The sequence below is a fragment of the Acinetobacter sp. NIPH 298 genome (genome assembly GCF_000369505.1).
GTDB lineage: Bacteria > Pseudomonadota > Gammaproteobacteria > Pseudomonadales > Moraxellaceae > Acinetobacter.
Genome location: NZ_KB850055.1, coordinates 1117599 through 1135852 on the forward strand (window position 1 = coordinate 1117599; position 18254 = coordinate 1135852).

An 18254-nucleotide genomic window follows, 5' to 3' on the forward strand; every position below is an offset into this window, starting at 1 on the left:
GGAAATAAGATGAGTGATTGGGTAGGTTTATTTATAAATTATGAAACGGTGGGGAAACAGCTTAAGCCTCATAAAACGGAGACTTTAAATAGAAGACAATCCGAAAGTGAAATACTCTCCCCGCATCGTACTGTGATTCAAATTAATAGTACTTATTTAGAGTTAATTGATCGCTGGAACTTTTTTCGAGGATTCACCTCAATTTTTGCCTTGTTTATAATGGGGTTTATGTCTTGTCTTGTTTTTATGATAGTTTATTTTGTTTTTTATAAACCAACACCTAATTTAACAGGTGGTGAGTTAGTAATGTTTATTTCTTTGATGCTATGTGGCGTAGGACTACTTTGGGTTGGGTGGCATTTTTTTCGTAGAGAGTGTTTTAGCTATACCCATTATCCCATCCGCTTTAACAGAAAACTAAAAAAAGTTTATGTGATTCAGCCGAATAAAAAACTATTGGTTGCCAATTGGGAAGATTTTCATATTGGTTTGCAGCAGTACAGTCGTAGTAGTTGGGATGTCCGTTTCTCTTTATTAGATGATCAGGAAAAGGTGACAGAAACTTTTGCTTTACCTTACACGGGCTTTAGTCAATATAGTCCTGAGTTATTACAACATTGGGAGTTTGTTCGTCGCTATATGGAAGATGATACGGCGAAAGCAAGCTATGATGTGGTTACAGAAGTTTTTCCGATCCATCACCGTAAGGAAACCTTTAAAAAAAGCTTCGAGCGTGTGATGATTGCAACAACGGGTGGTGATCAACCTATAAACAGAACCCAACGATTAATATTTTGGGCAACGTTTCCATTTAGATTCATTGAATTCGTTGGTCGTATTTTGTCTATAAAAACGAGCAAGATTCCAAAGTTTCCAGATTGGGTAGAACAAGAATGCAAAATCGAAACCAATGATCCTTATGACTTTGAGCAACATCCGAAACCTAAGCTACAAAGTGAACCGATCAAGCCATTTGAATATGTGATCTATACGGCTCTATTGCTTATTTCTATCGTTATTTTCCTTGGTTTTATTGATCTATTGTCATTGGCAAAAGGTGAAAACTCAGGATTGTTAAAAGCTTTATTCTTTTGGTGGTAAATAGGTTGGCCAACTTTAATAGAGTATAAGTGTTGCGAATTGGGTAAATTATTACCAATTGCTAAAAGCCAATCTAGATCAGATTGGCTTTTTTATTCAATTCCGTAAAACCGCTTATATGGACTGTGCGCTAAGAAAACGACCAATCTCTTGGCTAAACTTTCTGGGTTCTGTAATCAATGGTGTATGTCCAGAGCGTTCAAAATAAACAGTTTTAGCATTTGTTAGACTCTTTGCAATCAGTGTCTGACCAGTTTCTGGGTAAAGGCTAGATTCACGACCGATAAAGAACGTGGTTGGGCAGTTCACTTGGCGAATCGCTTCTCTATAGTCTTCATTGTGATTTAAATAATTTTCAACATACCAAAGCAAATAATCTAAACGTTGGATCGGCAGTAAATATTTTTGTAGGAAGGGGCGATTTAGTGCGAGTTTAACGATTTTAGGGCTATAGGTATTGCTACTTTGTAGTTCAATAAAAGCGGCCCATAAACTTACTAGCTTATAACGGATATCATTTGGTAGGTCTTCAAGCTTTTGTGCATGCTTATAATTTAATAAAAGTGTTTGAATATCGAGAAGTAGATTTTTGAATTGAGCATGCTTTTGTCCAAACAAGCCGTAATGCCAAGAGTCGTCTACTGAAATCTTAGGAGTTTGGTCAATATGAAGATAGGCTTTGAGTTTTCCTGCCAAACCACCATGTTTCATGCCGTGCATCGCTGTAGTTGCGCCCATGGAGTAGCTCATCAAGATAAACTGATCTAATTTTAATTGTTTAATCAGATGATCAATGTCATTCCAATGACTAGAAATTGCATCAGTCTCAGGAATTGCACAGTGTTTTGAACCGCCAAAGCCACGCCAATCCGGAATAATAAATTCATATTGCTTACGATTTGCAAATAAAAAAGGAAGCCATTGCCAGCTTTGCATACCCAGCCCAGATAAAACAAGTACAGGTTCACCTTCACCCACACGTCGTACAAATAATTTTTGTTGATCGGGCATGGTATAAAACGGCATTATTTTTCTCCTTTGTCTAGTTCATCAAACTTCTTAAGTTGAGGAATCATCTGTTCTAACCATTTTATCCATTCGTTTTCTTTAATGATACCAAGTTCAAGAATCATTTTATGGATAAACAAAACGCGATTGGTCGGTTCAGTATTTTTAAAATCTTTATCATGGATTGCTTGATACAGACTTAATTTTTCCTTATGTAGTATTAAATGTCGTTCTAATTCGGGCAAAATTTTGTTGCCACCAAGCTGTGCTTCAGCTCTTAATCTAACCATGAGGTCATCACGTAGTTGAGCTGGTTCGCTTTGCTGTTCAATCCATGCAGCGAGTTGTATTCTTCCGAGCTGTTCGATTTGATAGGTTTTTTTTCGACTATTGGCTGTTTGCTCTTCTATGGTAGAGATCCATTCTTTTTTCAGCATACCATTGAGTTCACGATAAATTTGCTGATGAGTGGCATTCCAAAAAAAGCCCATGGAGCGATCAAAACGACGAGCTAATTCAAAACCTGTGCTTGGTTTTTCTAATAAGCTGGTCAATAAAACATGGGCGAGTGACATAACCATCCAAGAAATAAAAAGTGACTCTTTAGATTATGCAAAATGTTGCATAAAAATCAAATCTTGTTTATAAGTTTGTGCAACAAGTTGCATTAGCAAGCAGATTGCTAGCCAAAGGAGAACACATGTCAGCTTATCCGCATTTATTAGCACCACTTGATTTAGGCTTCACTACATTGAAAAACCGTGTACTGATGGGTTCTATGCATATTGGTCTTGAAGAAGCACCGCAAGGTTATGAACGTATGGCAGCGTTTTATGCTGAACGTGCGAAGGGTGATGTTGGATTAATTGTTACTGGTGGTGTTTCTCCAAACGATGATGGTGTGGTATTTGCGCATGGCACTAAATTAGATACGCGTGAAGAAGCTGAAAAGCATAAAGTGATTACCCAAGCTGTACATGACGCTGGTGGTAAAATTGCGATGCAAATTTTGCATACAGGGCGTTATTCGTATCAAGCTGATAATGTTGCACCATCTGCCATTCAAGCACCAATCAATCCAATTAAACCGAAAGCATTGTCTTCTGCTGAAGTGCAGCAAACCATTGATGACTTTGCCAACTGCGCCAAGTTAGCCCAATATGCGGGTTATGATGGTGTTGAGATCATGGGATCTGAGGGTTACCTCATTAATGAGTTTATTGCAGCTCGTACCAATCATCGTGATGATGAGTGGGGCGGAAGTTATGAAAATCGTATTCGTTTTCCAATCGAAATCGTAAAACGCACTCGAGCTTCTGTTGGTGAGAATTTCATTATTATCTATCGTTTATCCATGCTTGATTTAGTTGAAGGTGGTTCAACGCTAGAAGAAGTGGTACAACTCGCCAAAGAAATCGAAAAAGCAGGTGCAACGATTATCAATACGGGTATTGGCTGGCATGAAGCACGTATTCCAACGATTGCAACCAAAGTACCTCGTGCTGCGTTTACATGGGTGACTGAAAAGCTCAAAGGTACAGTATCGATTCCATTGATTACCTCTAACCGTATCAATACACCAGAAATGGCGGAGTACGTGTTAGCTTCTGGTCATGCAGATATGGTGTCCATGGCGCGTCCGATGCTTGCTGATGCTGAGTTTGTATTAAAAGCAAGTGAAGGTCGTAGTGATGAAATTAATACCTGTATTGGTTGTAACCAAGCGTGTTTAGATCATATTTTCTCAATGAGTATTGCAACATGCTTAGTTAACCCACGTGCATGCTATGAAACTGAGTTAATTTTCAAAGAAACTAATGCGACCAAAAATATTGCAGTCATTGGCGCAGGACCAGCAGGTTTAAGTTTTGCGGTATATGCTGCAAGTCGTGGTCATAAGGTAAAAGTGTTTGATTCAAGTAATCAAATTGGTGGTCAGTTCAATATTGCCAAAACCATTCCGGGTAAAGAAGAATTCTATGAAACCTTACGTTATTTCAAGCGCCAAATTGAATTACAACCTAATATTGAATTGGTCCTGAATCATACCGTGACCTATGAAGAGCTAAGCCAAGCAGATTACGATGATATCGTGATAGCGACAGGTGTTACGCCACGTCAACTACAGATCGAAGGGATTGACCATCCAAAAGTATTAAGTTATCTCCAAGTTTTAAGAGAGCGTATGCCTGTGGGTAAACGTGTCGCGATCATTGGTGCTGGTGGTATTGGTTTTGATACAGCAGAGTATTTAACCCATGAAGGTGAAAGTGGTAGCTTAAATCCTGAAAAATTCTATGCAGAATGGGGCATTGATACCACTTATGAGCATGTTGGCGGTTTAAAACAACCTGAACTCGAAAAGTCTGAGCGCGAAATTTACTTATTACAACGTAAGAATGCTGCTGTTGGTTCTAGTTTAGGTAAAACCACGGGATGGATTCACCGTACAGGCTTAAAACATCGTGATGTCAAAATGATTGCGGGTGCTAGCTACGATAAAGTTGATGACCAGGGTCTACATATTACTTTGAATGGTCACAGCACAGTTCTTGAGGTCGACAATGTTGTGATCTGTGCAGGTCAAGAGTCTTATACAGCAATGTTTGATCAGCTTAAAGCAGATGGTAAGAATGTTCATCTGATTGGCGGAGCGAAAGAAGCAGGTGAATTAGATGCGAAACGTGCGATTCGTCAAGGTGCTGAATTGGCTGCGGTGCTATAAATAAATTTTATGGACATTTTCTCTTAGGGGGAAATGTCCATTCCGTTAAAGATTCAAATCCAAAGGAAATATAACAATGACGATTGAAATAACAAAACAAGCGGTACAACTTTGGCATCAAATGATTAAAACAGGTGATTTGTCCATTTTAAATGACTTGCTCTCTGATGATGTGGTTTTCCGCTCGCCAGTCGCTCATAAGCCTTATGATGGGAAACAAGTTGTTTTCTTTATCTTGAGTAATGTCATCCAAGTTTTTCAAGACTTTAAGTATCATCGTGAGTTTTATACCGACGATAGTGAAAGTGTCGTACTCGAATTTAGCGCCAATGTAAGCGGTAAATCATTAAAAGGTATTGATATGATCCGTTTTAATGATCAAGGTAAAATTACTGATTTCGAGGTGATGATTCGTCCAATGAGTGGTTTAGCTGCGTTGGCAGAACAAATGGGCGTTCGATTGGCACAGTACCAGACTGCTCAATCCTAAATAGCCTAAGTAACTTAGAGATCATTAAAATGTGGCTAAAACTTTCAACGATTGCTTTGTTACCTGTGCTGATTGTACAAGGAACACGAGTTCGTAAGAATACGCCACGTTTGTCTGAGCCGAGTGGTGAGCGTGAGGGGTGCATTGGTCAAGGTCAACCTCTTTCGATCTTAATTTTAGGTGATTCCGCTGCGGCAGGTGTAGGTGTTGAAACACAACAAGATGCCTTGTCTGGAGTGGTTATCTCCGAATTAAAAACGCAGTATGCCTTGCAATGGAAACTTCACGCGAAAACGGGTGATACAACCAAACAAGTGTTCCAAGCAGTACAGGGTTTAGATCAACAACAATATGATGTTGTGGTGACTTCGATTGGTGTTAATGATGTCACCAAACTGATTTCAGCGAAGTCTTGGATAAAACAACAAAAACAATTATTTACCCAAATACAGCAGCGCTTTCAGCCAAAATTAGTTATTGTATCAGGAGTACCACCGATGCAGCATTTTCCAGCACTGCCTCAGCCATTGGCTTGGTTGTTCGGAAAATATGCAGAGCAAATGAATAAAACATTACAACAATGGCTCACTTCACAAGATCAATTTAGATTTATTGCATACGATATCGAAGCTTTTCAGGCGCTAAATCTGCCGATGGCAAGGGATGGTTTTCATCCTAGTAAAGAAGTTTATGCAATTTGGGGGAAACAAGTCGCAGATTTAGTGCGACAGTCGTTTAGACCCTAAGTAGAGGGAGGAATGAAGTATGGGTATATTCACTCTAAATAAACTGAAAGTTTTAGGTTTAAATCTATTTGATTTGGCACTCGGTGCCGAACCACCAAAAATGTATTATCACCCAAAAGGCAAAATTAAAGATGTTCTGGAGAAGTTACCCCAATTAAAGCAAAAGTATCGCCCAACACCTTGGTTGAGTAATACACATGTCCATCTCTTATATTTTGATATCATTAGAAAGAAAACAATCAAGCTGGAATATGATCGTATAGACCAACTTACCATGCAAGATGGTGGTGTGACCGCAATTGCTTGGTATGGATATTATCTTCCTGTCACTACACCAACTGTTGTGATCATGCATACCATCACAGGTACACTTGAAAGCATGCGAGAGTTAGTCAAAGATTTACATCAATACACTGGTTGGCGAATCGCACTTTGTCTACGCCGTGGCCATGCTGGTTTACCTATGCCAGTGCCACAAATTTCTTTATTTGGTTCTACTCGCGATTTAAAAGAACAACTCGATCATATTCAGCAATTATTCCCAAGTTCTGATTTATATGCAGTGGGATCTTCTGCGGGTACAGGATTATTGGTACGTTATTTGGGTGAGCAAGGTGAAGATACGCCATTTAAGGCGGCTTTCGCGATGTGTCCGGGTTATGACACAGAAATAGGCTTTAAAAATGTTCATCCTTTTTATAGTAAATTGATGACCAAAAAATTATTCAAACATTTTATTTACCCTTATCAAAATATCTGGAGTCGGGTTGCTTCTCTTGAAAAGGTATTAGCGACAACAAGTTTAGAGGAATTTGAAAAAGCATATTTTGAAATGGCAGGCTATCAGGATTATCAAACTTATTGTAAAGCGATAAACCCAATTTATGTATTTGAAAATATCAAAATCCCATTGATGATTCTAAACGCAGAGGATGATCCGGTTTGTTCAATTAAAAATTTAGAGCCTTATAAGGACAAGATTCAGCAGATGGATAATATGGTGGTGATCACCACGAAAAAGGGAAGTCACTGTGGCTTCTATGAGAGTCTAACGGTGAAGTCTTGGGCATCTCGGTTGATGGCAGATTTCTTTAAGAATTATTAGAAGTTTTTAATATTCTATATAAAAAAGCCAGTTACATTTAACTGGCTTTTTAAATACTTTTTTTAAGCAGATTAATTGCTTAATGCTGGTGTTGCGGCAGCGATTGCAGCAGCGACTGCATCTTCTTCACTTTGGCCAGAAGTATTCGATTTAGATGGTTTTGGCTGTTCAACTCTTGGTGCGCTCGGTTGCTCTGTACGAGGAGCTTCAGATTGGGCAGCTGTATTATTTGTGCTTTGGGTTTGAGCAGGTCGAGTTTCACGACGAATTTCAGTTGTCGTATTCTCGGTTTCTTCAAGAGTCGTTTCAATTACAGGCGCGGGTGCTTCTTCTGTATTGATACTTTCTAAAGACTCAAACACTTCAGTTTTCGCAGCTTCAGGCTGTTGCTCTGTCATTTGTGTTTCAGTAGCCTGTTCAGGCTGCTCTTCGTTTTTAGGTTCTTCTTTTTTCACACAAGCTGTAACTAAAAGACCAGTCGCAAGTGCTGCACAAATTAAAAGTTTATTATTCGCCATCGCTAAAACAACATATCAAATAAGGACGACGAGGATTATAACAGCAAAATTAACTGAAAAAAGCACTAGGATTTATCGAGTTTGTTGATAATTTATAAATGTTTGCATGGATGCATGTGTTATGAAGTGGATCGATGTTGGGGTTCTAAGGGAATTTTTTTCATCGGAGCCGTGTTTTTGATTTGTTAAAAGCAATTTTTATATGAAATCTCCATAAATCCCATAAAATTTTATTGAAAATGCTGATAGAATAACCAGTTGTTTATAGTTCTTTGAATTGAAGCGGTTTGACTTTGCTTTATAGGGGCAGAGTACAGTAAAATTGCCCAACATTGTAGGCCGATTTCGGCTTGATTGTACGAGAAACTTAATGACCCATTTTATTTTTGTCACTGGTGGTGTGGTTTCATCACTAGGTAAAGGTATTTCTGCTGCTTCTGTTGCCGCACTTTTGGAAGCTCGTGGCTTAAATGTCACGATGGTAAAAATGGATCCATATATCAATGTCGATCCAGGTACCATGAGCCCATTTCAGCACGGTGAAGTTTTTGTCACAGAGGATGGTGCTGAAACTGACTTAGATTTGGGATATTACGAACGTTTCCTACGTCGTGCAAAAATGACGAAGTTGAATAACTTCACCAGTGGACGTGTCTACCAAGACGTTTTAAACAAAGAACGCCGTGGTGATTACCTCGGTGGTACAGTCCAAGTTATTCCGCATATTACAGATAATATTAAAGAACGTGTATTACGTGCCGGTGAAGGTTACGATGTCGCGATCGTCGAGATCGGCGGTACAGTAGGTGATATCGAATCACTTCCATTTATGGAGTCAGTGCGTCAGCTTATGGTTGAACTGGGTCATAAACGGACCATGTTGATGCATTTAACTTTATTGCCATACATCAAGTCGGCTGCTGAACTTAAAACCAAACCAACTCAGCACTCTGTTAAAGAGTTGCTTTCAATTGGTATTCAACCGGATATTCTTATTTGCCGTACTGAATATGATGTTGATGCAGATACTAAACGTAAAATTGCATTGTTTACCAATGTAGAAGCACGTGCAGTTGTTGTATGTAAAGATGCAAAAACAATTTATCAAATTCCACGTAATTTCTCTGAACAAAACGTAGATGACTTAATCTGCGAACGTTTTGGCTATAACGATCTTCCAGAAGCAAATCTTGAAGACTGGGATAATGTGGTTGATGCACTATTAAACCCAGAATATATCGTGCGTGTCGCGATGGTGGGTAAATATGTCGAATTACCAGATGCTTATAAATCTGTAAATGAAGCACTTTTACATGCGGGTATCCAAAACCGCGTTAAAGTACAAATTGATTATGTTGATGCTGAATCTTTAGAAGGTCAGGACATTTCTGTACTTGAAACTGCGGATGCGATTTTAGTACCTGGTGGCTTTGGTGAACGCGGCACTGAAGGTAAAATGCGTGCAATTCAATATGCGCGTGAAAATGGTGTTCCATTTTTAGGTATCTGTTTGGGTATGCAGTTGGCTGTGATTGAATATGCGCGTAATGTTGCAGGTGTGCCTGAAGCAACCTCAACTGAATTTAATCGTTCAACCAAATATCCACTTATTGGCTTAATCACTGAATGGCTGGATGAACGCGGCGAATTACAACATCGTAGTCTTGAGTCAGACTTAGGCGGTACGATGCGTTTGGGTGCACAAAAATCAGAGTTGGTTGAGGGTGCAAAAATTCGTAGCATCTATGGTCAAGCTGAAATTATTGAGCGTCATCGCCATCGTTATGAAATGAATGACCGTTTTATTCCAACACTTGAACAAGCTGGAATGAAGGTTTCTGGTTATTCATCAGTACAACATTTAGTTGAAACTGTAGAAATTCCTGAACATCCTTGGTTTATTGCTGTACAATTCCACCCGGAATTTACAAGTTCACCACGTGATGGACATCCATTATTTGCTAGTTTTATCGAGGCTGCAAAAAAACAGCATCAGAAGTAAATAATGTAGGCTTTAAATAAACTGGGAAAGTTTAGATGTCACAATTAAAAGCACAAGAAGTTGTACGTTTAGGCGATATACAGATGGCAAATCATTTGCCATTTGTATTATTTGGCGGAATGAACGTACTCGAATCAAAAGATTTAGCCTTTGAAATCGCTGAAACTTATATCGATATTTGCAAGCGCTTAGATATTCCTTACGTGTTCAAAGCAAGCTTTGATAAAGCGAATCGCTCTAGCTTAAATTCATTCCGTGGTCCAGGTTTGGAAAAAGGAATTGAATGGCTTGCAGACATTAAAAAGCAGTTCAATGTTCCAATTATTACCGATGTGCATGAACCGTATCAGGCAGCGGAAGTTGCAGAAGTTGCAGATATTATCCAACTTCCAGCTTTTTTGAGTCGTCAGACTGATCTTGTTGAAGCAATGGCAAAGACACAGGCGATTATCAATATCAAGAAAGCACAATTCCTAGCACCACATGAAATGCGTCATATCTTGCATAAATGTTTGGAAGCTGGGAACGACAAACTTATTCTTTGTGAACGTGGTTCAGCATTTGGTTATAACAACTTGGTTGTTGATATGCTGGGTTTTGACACGATGAAAGAAATGAATGTTCCGGTTTTCTTTGATGTGACCCATGCATTGCAAACACCGGGCGGTCGTTCAGATTCTGCTGGTGGTCGCCGTGCGCAAATAACCACATTAGCACGTGCTGGTATGGCAACTGGTTTAGCTGGTTTGTTCTTAGAAGCACATCCAGACCCTGAAAATGCAAAATGTGATGGACCTTGTGCATTGCGTTTGTCTCAGCTTGAGCCATTCTTGGCACAATTAAAAGAATTGGATACTTTGATCAAAGGATTCAAAAAGTTAGATACACATTAAACCAATCTTTCCCCTTTGAGTTCCTCTATAAAAGGGGAACGCTAAGGAAATATGGGTTTAATTTATTATTCATTCAACAGAGGAATTGTTCATGAGCCAAATCGTTGATATTCGTGCGCGCGAAATTTTGGACTCTCGTGGTAACCCAACCATCGAAGCAGACGTAGTTTTAGAATCTGGGATTGTTGGTCGTGCATGTGCACCATCTGGTGCTTCAACTGGTTCTCGTGAAGCTTTAGAACTTCGTGACGGTGATAAAGCACGTTACTTAGGTAAAGGTGTTCGTACAGCAGTTAATAACGTTAACACACTGATTCGCGATGCTTTGTTGGGTAAATCAGTTTTTGAGCAAAAAGACATTGATAATACAATGATCGCGCTTGACGGTACTGAAAACAAAGAAAAATTAGGTGCAAACGCAACACTAGCAGTATCTTTAGCGGTTGCACGTGCTGCTGCTGATGAAAAGAAAACCCCGCTTTTCCAATACATCGCAGATCTTCGTGGTCAAACGATTTTGACTATGCCTGTTCCAATGATGAACATCATCAATGGTGGTTCACATGCAGATAATAATGTAGATATTCAAGAGTTCATGATTGAACCAGTCGGTTTCACTTCATTCTCTGAAGCATTACGTGCAGGTGCTGAAATTTTCCATTCTTTAAAATCAGTTTTAAAGAAACAAGGTCTAAATACAGCAGTTGGTGATGAAGGTGGTTTTGCACCGAACCTTCGTTCTAATGAAGAAGCTATCACTGTTATTCTTGAGTCAATTGAAAAAACTGGCTATAAAGCAGGTTCTGATATTATGCTCGCGCTTGATTGTGCATCATCAGAATTCTACAAAAATGGTCAATACATTCTTGCGGGTGAAGGCAACAAAGCATTTACTAGCAATCAATTTGCTGACTACTTAGCGGGCCTTGTGAACCAGTATCCAATTATCTCAATCGAAGATGGTTTGGATGAGTCTGACTGGGAAGGTTGGAGCTACCTCACTTCAATCCTTGGCGATAAAATCCAATTGGTTGGTGATGATTTATTTGTAACTAATCCTAAGATTTTACAACGTGGTATTGATGAGAAAGTAGGTAACTCTATTCTGATCAAATATAACCAAATCGGTACTTTGACTGAAACTTTAGATGCAATTTACCTTGCTAAAGCAAATGGTTATAGCACTGTTATCTCACACCGTTCAGGTGAAACAGAAGATTCAACCATTGCTGATTTAGCAGTTGGTACAGCAGCAGGTCAAATCAAGACTGGTTCATTGTGTCGTTCTGACCGTGTTGCAAAATATAACCAATTGCTTCGTATTGAAGAGTTAACTCAAGCAGCTTACCGCGGTAAAGCTGAGTTTAAAGGTCTAAATTAAGGTCAATCTCAGCTATGTTGAATCCTCCTGACCCTCTTTCTTTACAAAAGAGAGAAACTTCACGAATTCAGAATCCTATAGAATTCGTGACTGATCTTCCTTTAAAGAGGGATATAGGGAGTTATTCATGTTAGAGATTTTTCGATCTACTTCAAGTAAGTTGATTCTGTTGCTTGCAATCGTTTTGATTGCAAGTTTACAGTATCGGTTTTGGCTAGGTGAGGGCGGATACGTTCCTCATCAGGCTTTAACTCATCAAATTCAACAACAAGCTGAAATCAATACTGAGTTAAAAGAGCGTAACCGTATTTTGGCCGCTGAAGTTTTTGATTTAAAAAACGGAAGTGAAGCAATTGAGGAACATGCACGCTTAGATTTAGGTTTAGTTAAACCTAACGAAACTTTTGTGCAAATGAGTACTATTAGTACCCATTACAAACCCATTTATATTGATCCAAATGCAAAAGTAGATACTGCCACCAATGAAAACTAAGCTTTGGGCGATTGTACCCGCAGCAGGTTCGGGCAATCGTTTTTCCAAAACCGAATTAAAACAATATCAATATATTCAAAGTCAAACTGTACTTGAACATACTGTCAACCGTTTAAATACATTGGATTTGGCGGGGTGTGTGCTAGCGCTCGGTGAGCAAGATAACTTTGCCAAAACACTCTCTTTTCAACATCTAGATAAATTGCACTACTGTATAGGTGGTGTCGAGCGTGTTCATTCTGTTCTTAATGCTTTAATTTATTTATCTGATATTGCAGATGAAAATGATTGGGTTTTGGTACATGATGCTGCACGCCCATGTGTAACAGCGAACTGTTTAGAGAAATTAGTGCTATCGTCAGTTCAATCGAATCAGAGCTCTATTTTAGCAATTCCAGTGCGTGATACTTTAAAACACGTACAAGCGAATGATCAGATTGAAAGAACAGTAAGTCGTGAGCATTTATGGCAAGCGCAAACACCACAAATGGCAAAATTAAAAACGCTAAAACATGCGATTGAGGCTGCATTAGCTGCCCAAATCAATATCACCGATGAAGCAAGTGCCTTGGAATATATCGGTGAAGCTGTGCAAGTGGTACAAGGGCGTTCAGATAATATTAAAATTACTTATACCGATGATTTAGAACTTGCACGCTTAGTTCTTCTGTCTCAAACAAACTAGATTTAGATATATCTTTCTTAATATAAAATAGCCTAAGTAGATTAGATGAAATTTATCATTTTCCTGTTAACATAAATGACAAATATTTCACAATTTGTTAAATTTAAACAACATTCTTGATAATGGATCAATAAATGAAAAAATTATTACTTGCAGGTCTTTTTAGCTTTTCTTTAGTGGGTTGTGCAACAACTACTCAACAGCCTCAAGATACCGTACAGGAAACAATTCGCTACTCGACCAGCCCTTGTTTTGGTGCATGCCCGATTTATTCTGTTGAAATTTCTCCTTCAGGGAAGGTTCATTTTGATGGGAAGCAATATACCAAAGTTGTTGGGACGCAAGACCTTACCGTTGATCCTTCTGTTTATAGCAAGCTTCAACAAGAGCTGAAAACGTATCGCCCCGAAACAGGTATGAGTGTAAAAACTACAGCTTGTGAAGAGACCGCAACTGACCAGCAGAATGCCTATTTTTCTTGGTCACGCCCAGATGGTACCGTAACTAAACTAAGTCACTACATGGGCTGTATTTCGCCAGCAAATGCTGAGCTCAATAAACTGATTGAAAAGTTACCAAAAATGATTGGGGTTGATGGTTTAGTGAGTTAAATAGAATATTATTTATTTGCCCCGATATATCGGGGCATTTTTATATGAAGATTGCCATCTTATGCTGGCATTGGAAATTCACCTTGTTGTAAAAACTGTGATAATTCAAAACGTACAATGCTTGAATCTTCGACCGCTTTAAATATAACTTCATCCGCACCAATATCACAAAACCATTGCGCTCGATCTATCGGGCTATTTTGGCTAAAGTGATCTGCTGTAAATAGTCCAACACAAGCTGCATGGTTATTTTCACGAGCAGATGGATATTCAAATATTTCTATGCCTGCATTTCTCATGGATGTACCCAACTGTTGTGCATAACTGTAGTTTGTCGGGTGAGCGATAAAATCAAGATACTGGTCAAATGGTGGAGATTGTAAACGAATTCCTTTAGTACAATGATAGCCGACTGAGAATAAGGTGTGCTCGGTACGTATCGTATTTTTCTTAGGTTTTCCATCCATTGAATGCCAGAATATAAAGCGATAATAAGCTGATTCTGCTAGTGTAACCGCGATGCTACATCCTCCATAAAAAATACTTGGTTCAAAGGTACGACCAAAACGTGAACCCCATTTTAGTGGAGGGTAGCGAAAAGGTGTTTTAAGCAGATAATGTAAATGATCTGAGTGTGGAGGGTATGGTGGCTTAACCAATTCCAGCATATCCTCCAATAATGCTTGTTCTTCTAAGGTATCAACTAATTGTCGTGTCGCAATTTGTTCTTGGCTCTCAACTAAACGATATAAAGTACCAGATAGAGGCGTTATTTGTTGGTTTCCTTCACATTGTAGCCATAGATTTTTTTCAATGGCCGTCATACTTTACCTCGAATTGCATCGACAAATTGCAGAACAGACACCAGTCCACTCACGCTCTCGATTTGTTCAACAGGAACACCACCAGTCACACGATTTGGTGTATTCATAAAGTGACGCATCCAGTCTGTGTCTCCACCAGTCAAAGCATATAATGCCCGTGATAGACGAATAAGCAATAGCGCCAATTCACCCTGTTTAGAAGCAGGATCTAGCTCAGGATTGTTTTTCAATCGGCTGATCGCTGTACGATGTACACCTAAAATGGCTGCCAATTGTACTTGTTTTAGGTCAAGTTGCTCTGCCGCATTGAGGACCGCTTTAGCGAGAACTACTTTTTTGTCTGCGGGTTGTTTTAGTAATGCACTCATGATGAAACCCTCATGTCGTATATGCACTTATTATATGTTAATTGTGCAATATGCACAACTTTGTGTTGGAGCAATGATTTTGTATGAGTATGATATAAGTAGAATCTGATTGGCGAAAATAGATATAGTTGAATAAAGGTAGATAAAATAACGCATTAAATCAAATGTAGAAAAATAGCTCATATTATTATTTAAAATAATATATTATAAAAACACATAATGTTTGGAGCGGAATATGCATAGCATTTTGTTGGCACTGATGGGCGGTGTGCTTATTGGGTTAGCAGTTATTGGTTACTTATATGTGAATGGTCGGATTGCAGGAATTAGTGGTCTGATCGCCCAGCTACTCCAACCAAAATCATTATTTAAAAGCCCAGCTTTTTGGTTTTTGTTGGGCCTACTTATCACACCATTTATTTATCAATTATTTGTTAAGCCTGAGATCATCTTAGAGTCATCTCCGATCGCCTTGGTTGCGGCGGGGGTATTGGTTGGCTTCGGTACACGCTTAGGTTCGGGATGTACCAGTGGACATGGTATTTGTGGAATAAGTCGTTTATCTATCCGTTCAATAATCGCAACGATGATATTTATGTTTGCTGGGATCGTAACGGTATATATAGCTCGTCATCTAGTGGGAGCGATGTAATGAAAAATATTTTCGCTTTTTTATTTGGTAGCTTATTTGCTTTAGGTTTAATGATTTCTGGGATGTCAAATCCAGCAAAAGTTTTAGGTTTCTTAGATATCTTTGGTGAATGGGATATCAGCTTAATGTTTGTGATGATTGGTGCAATTGCTGTTGCAATTATTCCTTTCCAAAAAGCAATTCGTCACCCAAAAACATTATTTGGAGAAAAAATTACTTTACCAACGAATACTCAGATTGATAAAAAACTGGTGATCGGAGCAATTTTATTCGGTGTTGGTTGGGGTATTGCGGGTGTTTGTCCTGCACCTGCAATTACATTGATTGGCTTGGGTTATTCTCAAATTTGGTATTTTATTACAGCCATGCTGTTTGGAATGTTTATTCATCATTTATGGGCTAAGCGCTAGGAGAAATACCATGCAATATCCTCAAGTTAAAGCTTTTTTTGATCAAGATACCAATACATTTAGTTATGTAGTGAGCGATCCACAGACGAACTGTTGTGCTGTAATTGATAGCGTATTGAACTATGACTCTGCATCGGCTTCAACTTCGACTGAAAGTGCGGATCAAATCATTCAATATGTTGAAGATCATCAATTAAAAGTTGAATGGATATTGGAAACACATGTACATGCAGATCATTTAACCGCTTCTCAATACTTAAAATCAAAATTGGGTGGCAAAGTTGCCATGAGTCAGAAGATCAGTATTGTTCAACAAACTTTCAGTGCAATATACGGCATTGATATAAAGTATTTTAACACCCATCAAAGCTTTGATTATTTATTCAAAGATAACGAGCATTTTAGTATCGGTGAATTGGATGCATTCAATCTCCCAACACCAGGACATACACCTGCATGCTTAAGTTATGTGATCGGTGATGCTGTTTTCGTAGGGGATACGCTATTTATGCCAGACTATGGCACAGCACGTTGTGACTTTCCTAAAGGTAGTGCAGATACTTTATTTTATTCGGTACAAAAACTATATCAACTTCCTGATCAAACACGAGTTTTTCTCTGTCATGATTATAAGCCTGAAGGAAGAAATGAATACCTTTATGAAACAACTATCAATGCACAAAAGCAAACCAATATTCATATAGATGCTAAAACTCACAAGCAAGATTTTGTGAATATGCGACAAGCACGAGATGCAACTTTGGCTATGCCCAAACTGATTCTGCCAGCTATTCAAATCAACATGGATGCTGGGCGTTTTCCTGAACCTGAGTCCAATGGCATACGTTATTTAAAGCTGCCTTTAAACTACTTTAAGCAGTAAATCACCTGAGCTGGGATTACTAAATATCGATGTTATCGCATGTGCTCAAAATAGCCTAAGTAAAATTAAACATCTATTTTATTAACTTAGTCACATGCAATTTCCAAACATAAATTTTTGTACATTCAGTCAACGCTATGATAAAAATACAATTCATTTTTAAACTTGCTGAAATTAAGGTGTTTAAATGACCACCATTTATTTAGTCAGACATGGTCAGGCTTCATTTGGTAAAAGTAATTACGATGAGCTATCTGCAAATGGTGAAGCACAAGCAAAGCTCTTAGGGCAATATTTTAAGCATCTTTTTACTGAACCGCCTTATATCGTTTCAGGTAGCATGAAGCGACATCAACAAACCACTCAAATTTCATTGAATGAGTGTTTTCCTCAAGCGGATTATAAAACTGATGGGTTATGGAATGAGTTTAATCATCAGCAAGTATTTTCTTTATATGAGCCAAGGTTTGCTCAACCAGAAGTATTGCAACAAGACGTTTTTCAAGAAGTAGACCCTAGAGCTTATTTATTTCAGATTTTCGATCAAGCGATTGCTCGTTGGACAAACGAAGAATTTCATCATGAGTATGATGAATCTTGGATCACCTTTAAAATGCGTGTAGAAAGTGCATTAGAGAATTTATGTGCAGAGTTAACACATAAACAACCCCAAGAAGCTGTTGTTTTTACTTCTGGTGGCGTGATCTCCGTTGTGGTCGGTAAATTACTTGAGTTAAGTGTGCAACGTACTTTCGCGCTCAGTTGGTCGATTGCGAACACAAGTGTTACTACCTTGAAGTTAGTCAATGGTGAGCCACAGCTATTGAGTGTGAACGAGCATCAATTTATTAAATCTAAAAATCCAGATTTGCTAACTTGGTTGTAACTGGGAGAACTCGTCTATTAAATCATCTGAAAAGTGATGTTCGCTTACTCAGACTTAAATTCTTGTGAGTCTATCGTAATGGGACAAAAAATAGACAGGCATACGTGTTTTGAGTGGGTTTTTTGAGTTTCTGTGGTATAAAAATATCTCAACAATCCAACTTGAGAATAAGAAATGTCTGAACAAAAATATCATTGGTATTTAATTGGTTATACTTTTAATGATAAGAATGATAGTGGTAATACTCGAAATTTTAGTATTCAACTGCCATTGGAAACCTTTTTACCACCCGTTTCCCAATCAAAATTAAATGAGCTTGGTGTAATTGGACTGGAATGGATCAAAAAGAACGATCCATCAGCAGATCCTGAGAATTTGTTTACGTTATCTATTTGTTATTTAGGTGAGATGACCACGAAGGAATTTCACGCTTAAAATAACTAGATCGGAAAGCCCTGAGCTGGGCTTTCCAT

The 18254-nt window shown here is 38.5% G+C and carries 21 protein-coding genes; 16 read left to right on the forward strand and 5 right to left on the reverse strand.

Features of this window, described 5'->3' with window-relative positions; genetic code table 11:
• Positions 1-9 precede the first annotated feature (9 nt).
• A complete protein-coding gene (locus F903_RS10235) occupies positions 10-1101 on the forward strand; it encodes a DUF6708 domain-containing protein (protein ID WP_005196823.1) in 1092 nt (363 codons plus the stop codon).
• 114 nt (positions 1102-1215) lie between these two features.
• Here F903_RS10235 and F903_RS10240 read toward each other — a convergent pair whose 3' ends face one another.
• Positions 1216-2127, reverse strand: a complete 912-nt coding sequence (locus F903_RS10240) for an alpha/beta fold hydrolase (RefSeq protein WP_005196824.1) — start codon at positions 2125-2127, stop codon at positions 1216-1218.
• Positions 2127-2684: a PadR family transcriptional regulator gene (locus tag F903_RS10245; protein WP_005196825.1), complete on the reverse strand. Its 558-nt coding sequence runs from the start codon at positions 2682-2684 to the stop codon at positions 2127-2129. Before F903_RS10245 ends, F903_RS10240 begins: the two co-directional genes overlap by 1 nt.
• 125 nt (positions 2685-2809) lie before the next feature.
• On the opposite strand from F903_RS10245, the gene F903_RS10250 reads away from it, so the two are divergent.
• From F903_RS10250 to F903_RS10265, 4 genes are all read left to right on the forward strand, one after another.
• Positions 2810-4834: an NADPH-dependent 2,4-dienoyl-CoA reductase gene (locus F903_RS10250; protein WP_005196826.1), complete on the forward strand. Its 2025-nt coding sequence runs from the start codon at positions 2810-2812 to the stop codon at positions 4832-4834.
• A 76-nt stretch (positions 4835-4910) separates the two neighbouring features.
• On the forward strand, positions 4911-5324 hold the full coding sequence (locus tag F903_RS10255; RefSeq protein ID WP_005196827.1) for a nuclear transport factor 2 family protein: 414 nt from the start codon (positions 4911-4913) through the stop codon (positions 5322-5324).
• Between the two features lie 29 nt (positions 5325-5353).
• Positions 5354-6070 (forward strand): SGNH/GDSL hydrolase family protein, encoded by a 717-nt coding sequence (locus F903_RS10260; RefSeq protein WP_005196828.1) that lies wholly within the window; start codon positions 5354-5356, stop codon positions 6068-6070.
• A 19-nt stretch (positions 6071-6089) separates the two neighbouring features.
• Entirely contained in the window at positions 6090-7175 is a 1086-nt protein-coding gene (locus F903_RS10265) for a YheT family hydrolase (RefSeq protein WP_005196830.1), read from the forward strand.
• Between the two features lie 71 nt (positions 7176-7246).
• Here the strand turns inward: F903_RS10265 and F903_RS10270 are convergent, their stop codons facing one another.
• A complete protein-coding gene (locus F903_RS10270) occupies positions 7247-7693 on the reverse strand; it encodes a hypothetical protein (protein ID WP_005196831.1) in 447 nt (148 codons plus the stop codon).
• Positions 7694-8063: 370 nt separating this feature from the next.
• On the opposite strand from F903_RS10270, the gene F903_RS10275 reads away from it, so the two are divergent.
• The 6 genes from F903_RS10275 (at position 8064) to F903_RS10300 (ending at position 13758) form a co-directional block, all read left to right on the forward strand.
• On the forward strand, positions 8064-9695 hold the full coding sequence (locus tag F903_RS10275) for a CTP synthase (RefSeq protein WP_005196832.1): 1632 nt from the start codon (positions 8064-8066) through the stop codon (positions 9693-9695).
• A gap of 35 nt (positions 9696-9730) precedes the next feature.
• The gene (gene kdsA / locus F903_RS10280) at positions 9731-10588 is read left to right on the forward strand and encodes a 3-deoxy-8-phosphooctulonate synthase (protein ID WP_005196833.1); all 858 of its coding nucleotides are present in this window, start codon (positions 9731-9733) and stop codon (positions 10586-10588) included.
• 91 nt (positions 10589-10679) lie between these two features.
• The gene (gene eno / locus F903_RS10285) at positions 10680-11969 is read left to right on the forward strand and encodes a phosphopyruvate hydratase (protein WP_005196834.1); all 1290 of its coding nucleotides are present in this window, start codon (positions 10680-10682) and stop codon (positions 11967-11969) included.
• A gap of 127 nt (positions 11970-12096) precedes the next feature.
• Positions 12097-12462 (forward strand): cell division protein FtsB, encoded by a 366-nt coding sequence (gene ftsB, locus F903_RS10290; protein ID WP_004671267.1) that lies wholly within the window; start codon positions 12097-12099, stop codon positions 12460-12462.
• Positions 12452-13147, forward strand: a complete 696-nt coding sequence (ispD, locus tag F903_RS10295) for a 2-C-methyl-D-erythritol 4-phosphate cytidylyltransferase (protein WP_005196835.1) — start codon at positions 12452-12454, stop codon at positions 13145-13147. The genes ftsB and ispD overlap by 11 nt, the downstream gene beginning before the upstream one ends.
• A 134-nt stretch (positions 13148-13281) precedes the next feature.
• Positions 13282-13758: a DUF6438 domain-containing protein gene (locus F903_RS10300; protein ID WP_005196836.1), complete on the forward strand. Its 477-nt coding sequence runs from the start codon at positions 13282-13284 to the stop codon at positions 13756-13758.
• A 59-nt stretch (positions 13759-13817) separates the two neighbouring features.
• Here F903_RS10300 and F903_RS10305 read toward each other — a convergent pair whose 3' ends face one another.
• A complete protein-coding gene (locus tag F903_RS10305; protein WP_005196837.1) occupies positions 13818-14582 on the reverse strand; it encodes an RES family NAD+ phosphorylase in 765 nt (254 codons plus the stop codon).
• Positions 14579-14950 carry an MbcA/ParS/Xre antitoxin family protein gene (locus tag F903_RS10310; protein WP_004671256.1) on the reverse strand — a complete coding sequence of 124 codons (372 nt, stop codon included), beginning with the start codon at positions 14948-14950 and terminating at the stop codon, positions 14579-14581. Before F903_RS10310 ends, F903_RS10305 begins: the two co-directional genes overlap by 4 nt.
• Before the next feature lie 235 nt (positions 14951-15185).
• On the opposite strand from F903_RS10310, the gene F903_RS10315 reads away from it, so the two are divergent.
• From F903_RS10315 to F903_RS10335, 5 genes are all read left to right on the forward strand, one after another.
• Positions 15186-15602, forward strand: coding sequence for a YeeE/YedE family protein (locus F903_RS10315; RefSeq protein ID WP_005196838.1), 417 nt, complete (start codon positions 15186-15188; stop codon positions 15600-15602).
• The gene (locus F903_RS10320) at positions 15602-16012 is read left to right on the forward strand and encodes a DUF6691 family protein (protein WP_005196839.1); all 411 of its coding nucleotides are present in this window, start codon (positions 15602-15604) and stop codon (positions 16010-16012) included. Before F903_RS10315 ends, F903_RS10320 begins: the two co-directional genes overlap by 1 nt.
• Before the next feature lie 10 nt (positions 16013-16022).
• Positions 16023-16895: an MBL fold metallo-hydrolase gene (locus tag F903_RS10325; protein WP_005196840.1), complete on the forward strand. Its 873-nt coding sequence runs from the start codon at positions 16023-16025 to the stop codon at positions 16893-16895.
• A 187-nt stretch (positions 16896-17082) separates the two neighbouring features.
• Complete coding sequence (locus F903_RS10330) at positions 17083-17781, forward strand: histidine phosphatase family protein (protein WP_005196842.1); 699 nt, start codon at positions 17083-17085, stop codon at positions 17779-17781.
• A 174-nt stretch (positions 17782-17955) separates the two neighbouring features.
• Complete coding sequence (locus F903_RS10335) at positions 17956-18216, forward strand: hypothetical protein (protein WP_005196843.1); 261 nt, start codon at positions 17956-17958, stop codon at positions 18214-18216.
• The last annotated feature ends 38 nt before the right edge of the window (positions 18217-18254 follow it).

Bases quoted from the DNA above. Each gene is read 5' to 3' on its own strand.
- F903_RS10265 (WP_005196830.1), top strand. From the start codon at position 6,090: ATGGGTATATTCACTCTAAATAAACTGAAAGTTTTAGGTTTAAATCTA.
- F903_RS10235 (WP_005196823.1), top strand. From the start codon at position 10: ATGAGTGATTGGGTAGGTTTATTTATAAATTATGAAACGGTGGGGAAA.
- F903_RS10245 (WP_005196825.1), bottom strand. From the start codon at position 2,684: ATGTCACTCGCCCATGTTTTATTGACCAGCTTATTAGAAAAACCAAGC.
- F903_RS10270 (WP_005196831.1), bottom strand. From the start codon at position 7,693: ATGGCGAATAATAAACTTTTAATTTGTGCAGCACTTGCGACTGGTCTT.
- ftsB (WP_004671267.1), top strand. From the start codon at position 12,097: ATGTTAGAGATTTTTCGATCTACTTCAAGTAAGTTGATTCTGTTGCTT.
- F903_RS10255 (WP_005196827.1), top strand. From the start codon at position 4,911: ATGACGATTGAAATAACAAAACAAGCGGTACAACTTTGGCATCAAATG.
- F903_RS10305 (WP_005196837.1), bottom strand. From the start codon at position 14,582: ATGACGGCCATTGAAAAAAATCTATGGCTACAATGTGAAGGAAACCAA.
- F903_RS10240 (WP_005196824.1), bottom strand. From the start codon at position 2,127: ATGCCGTTTTATACCATGCCCGATCAACAAAAATTATTTGTACGACGT.
- F903_RS10320 (WP_005196839.1), top strand. From the start codon at position 15,602: ATGAAAAATATTTTCGCTTTTTTATTTGGTAGCTTATTTGCTTTAGGT.
- kdsA (WP_005196833.1), top strand. From the start codon at position 9,731: ATGTCACAATTAAAAGCACAAGAAGTTGTACGTTTAGGCGATATACAG.
- F903_RS10325 (WP_005196840.1), top strand. From the start codon at position 16,023: ATGCAATATCCTCAAGTTAAAGCTTTTTTTGATCAAGATACCAATACA.
- F903_RS10315 (WP_005196838.1), top strand. From the start codon at position 15,186: ATGCATAGCATTTTGTTGGCACTGATGGGCGGTGTGCTTATTGGGTTA.
- ispD (WP_005196835.1), top strand. From the start codon at position 12,452: ATGAAAACTAAGCTTTGGGCGATTGTACCCGCAGCAGGTTCGGGCAAT.
- eno (WP_005196834.1), top strand. From the start codon at position 10,680: ATGAGCCAAATCGTTGATATTCGTGCGCGCGAAATTTTGGACTCTCGT.
- F903_RS10310 (WP_004671256.1), bottom strand. From the start codon at position 14,950: ATGAGTGCATTACTAAAACAACCCGCAGACAAAAAAGTAGTTCTCGCT.
- F903_RS10250 (WP_005196826.1), top strand. From the start codon at position 2,810: ATGTCAGCTTATCCGCATTTATTAGCACCACTTGATTTAGGCTTCACT.
- F903_RS10275 (WP_005196832.1), top strand. From the start codon at position 8,064: ATGACCCATTTTATTTTTGTCACTGGTGGTGTGGTTTCATCACTAGGT.
- F903_RS10300 (WP_005196836.1), top strand. From the start codon at position 13,282: ATGAAAAAATTATTACTTGCAGGTCTTTTTAGCTTTTCTTTAGTGGGT.
- F903_RS10260 (WP_005196828.1), top strand. From the start codon at position 5,354: ATGTGGCTAAAACTTTCAACGATTGCTTTGTTACCTGTGCTGATTGTA.
- F903_RS10330 (WP_005196842.1), top strand. From the start codon at position 17,083: ATGACCACCATTTATTTAGTCAGACATGGTCAGGCTTCATTTGGTAAA.
- F903_RS10335 (WP_005196843.1), top strand. From the start codon at position 17,956: ATGTCTGAACAAAAATATCATTGGTATTTAATTGGTTATACTTTTAAT.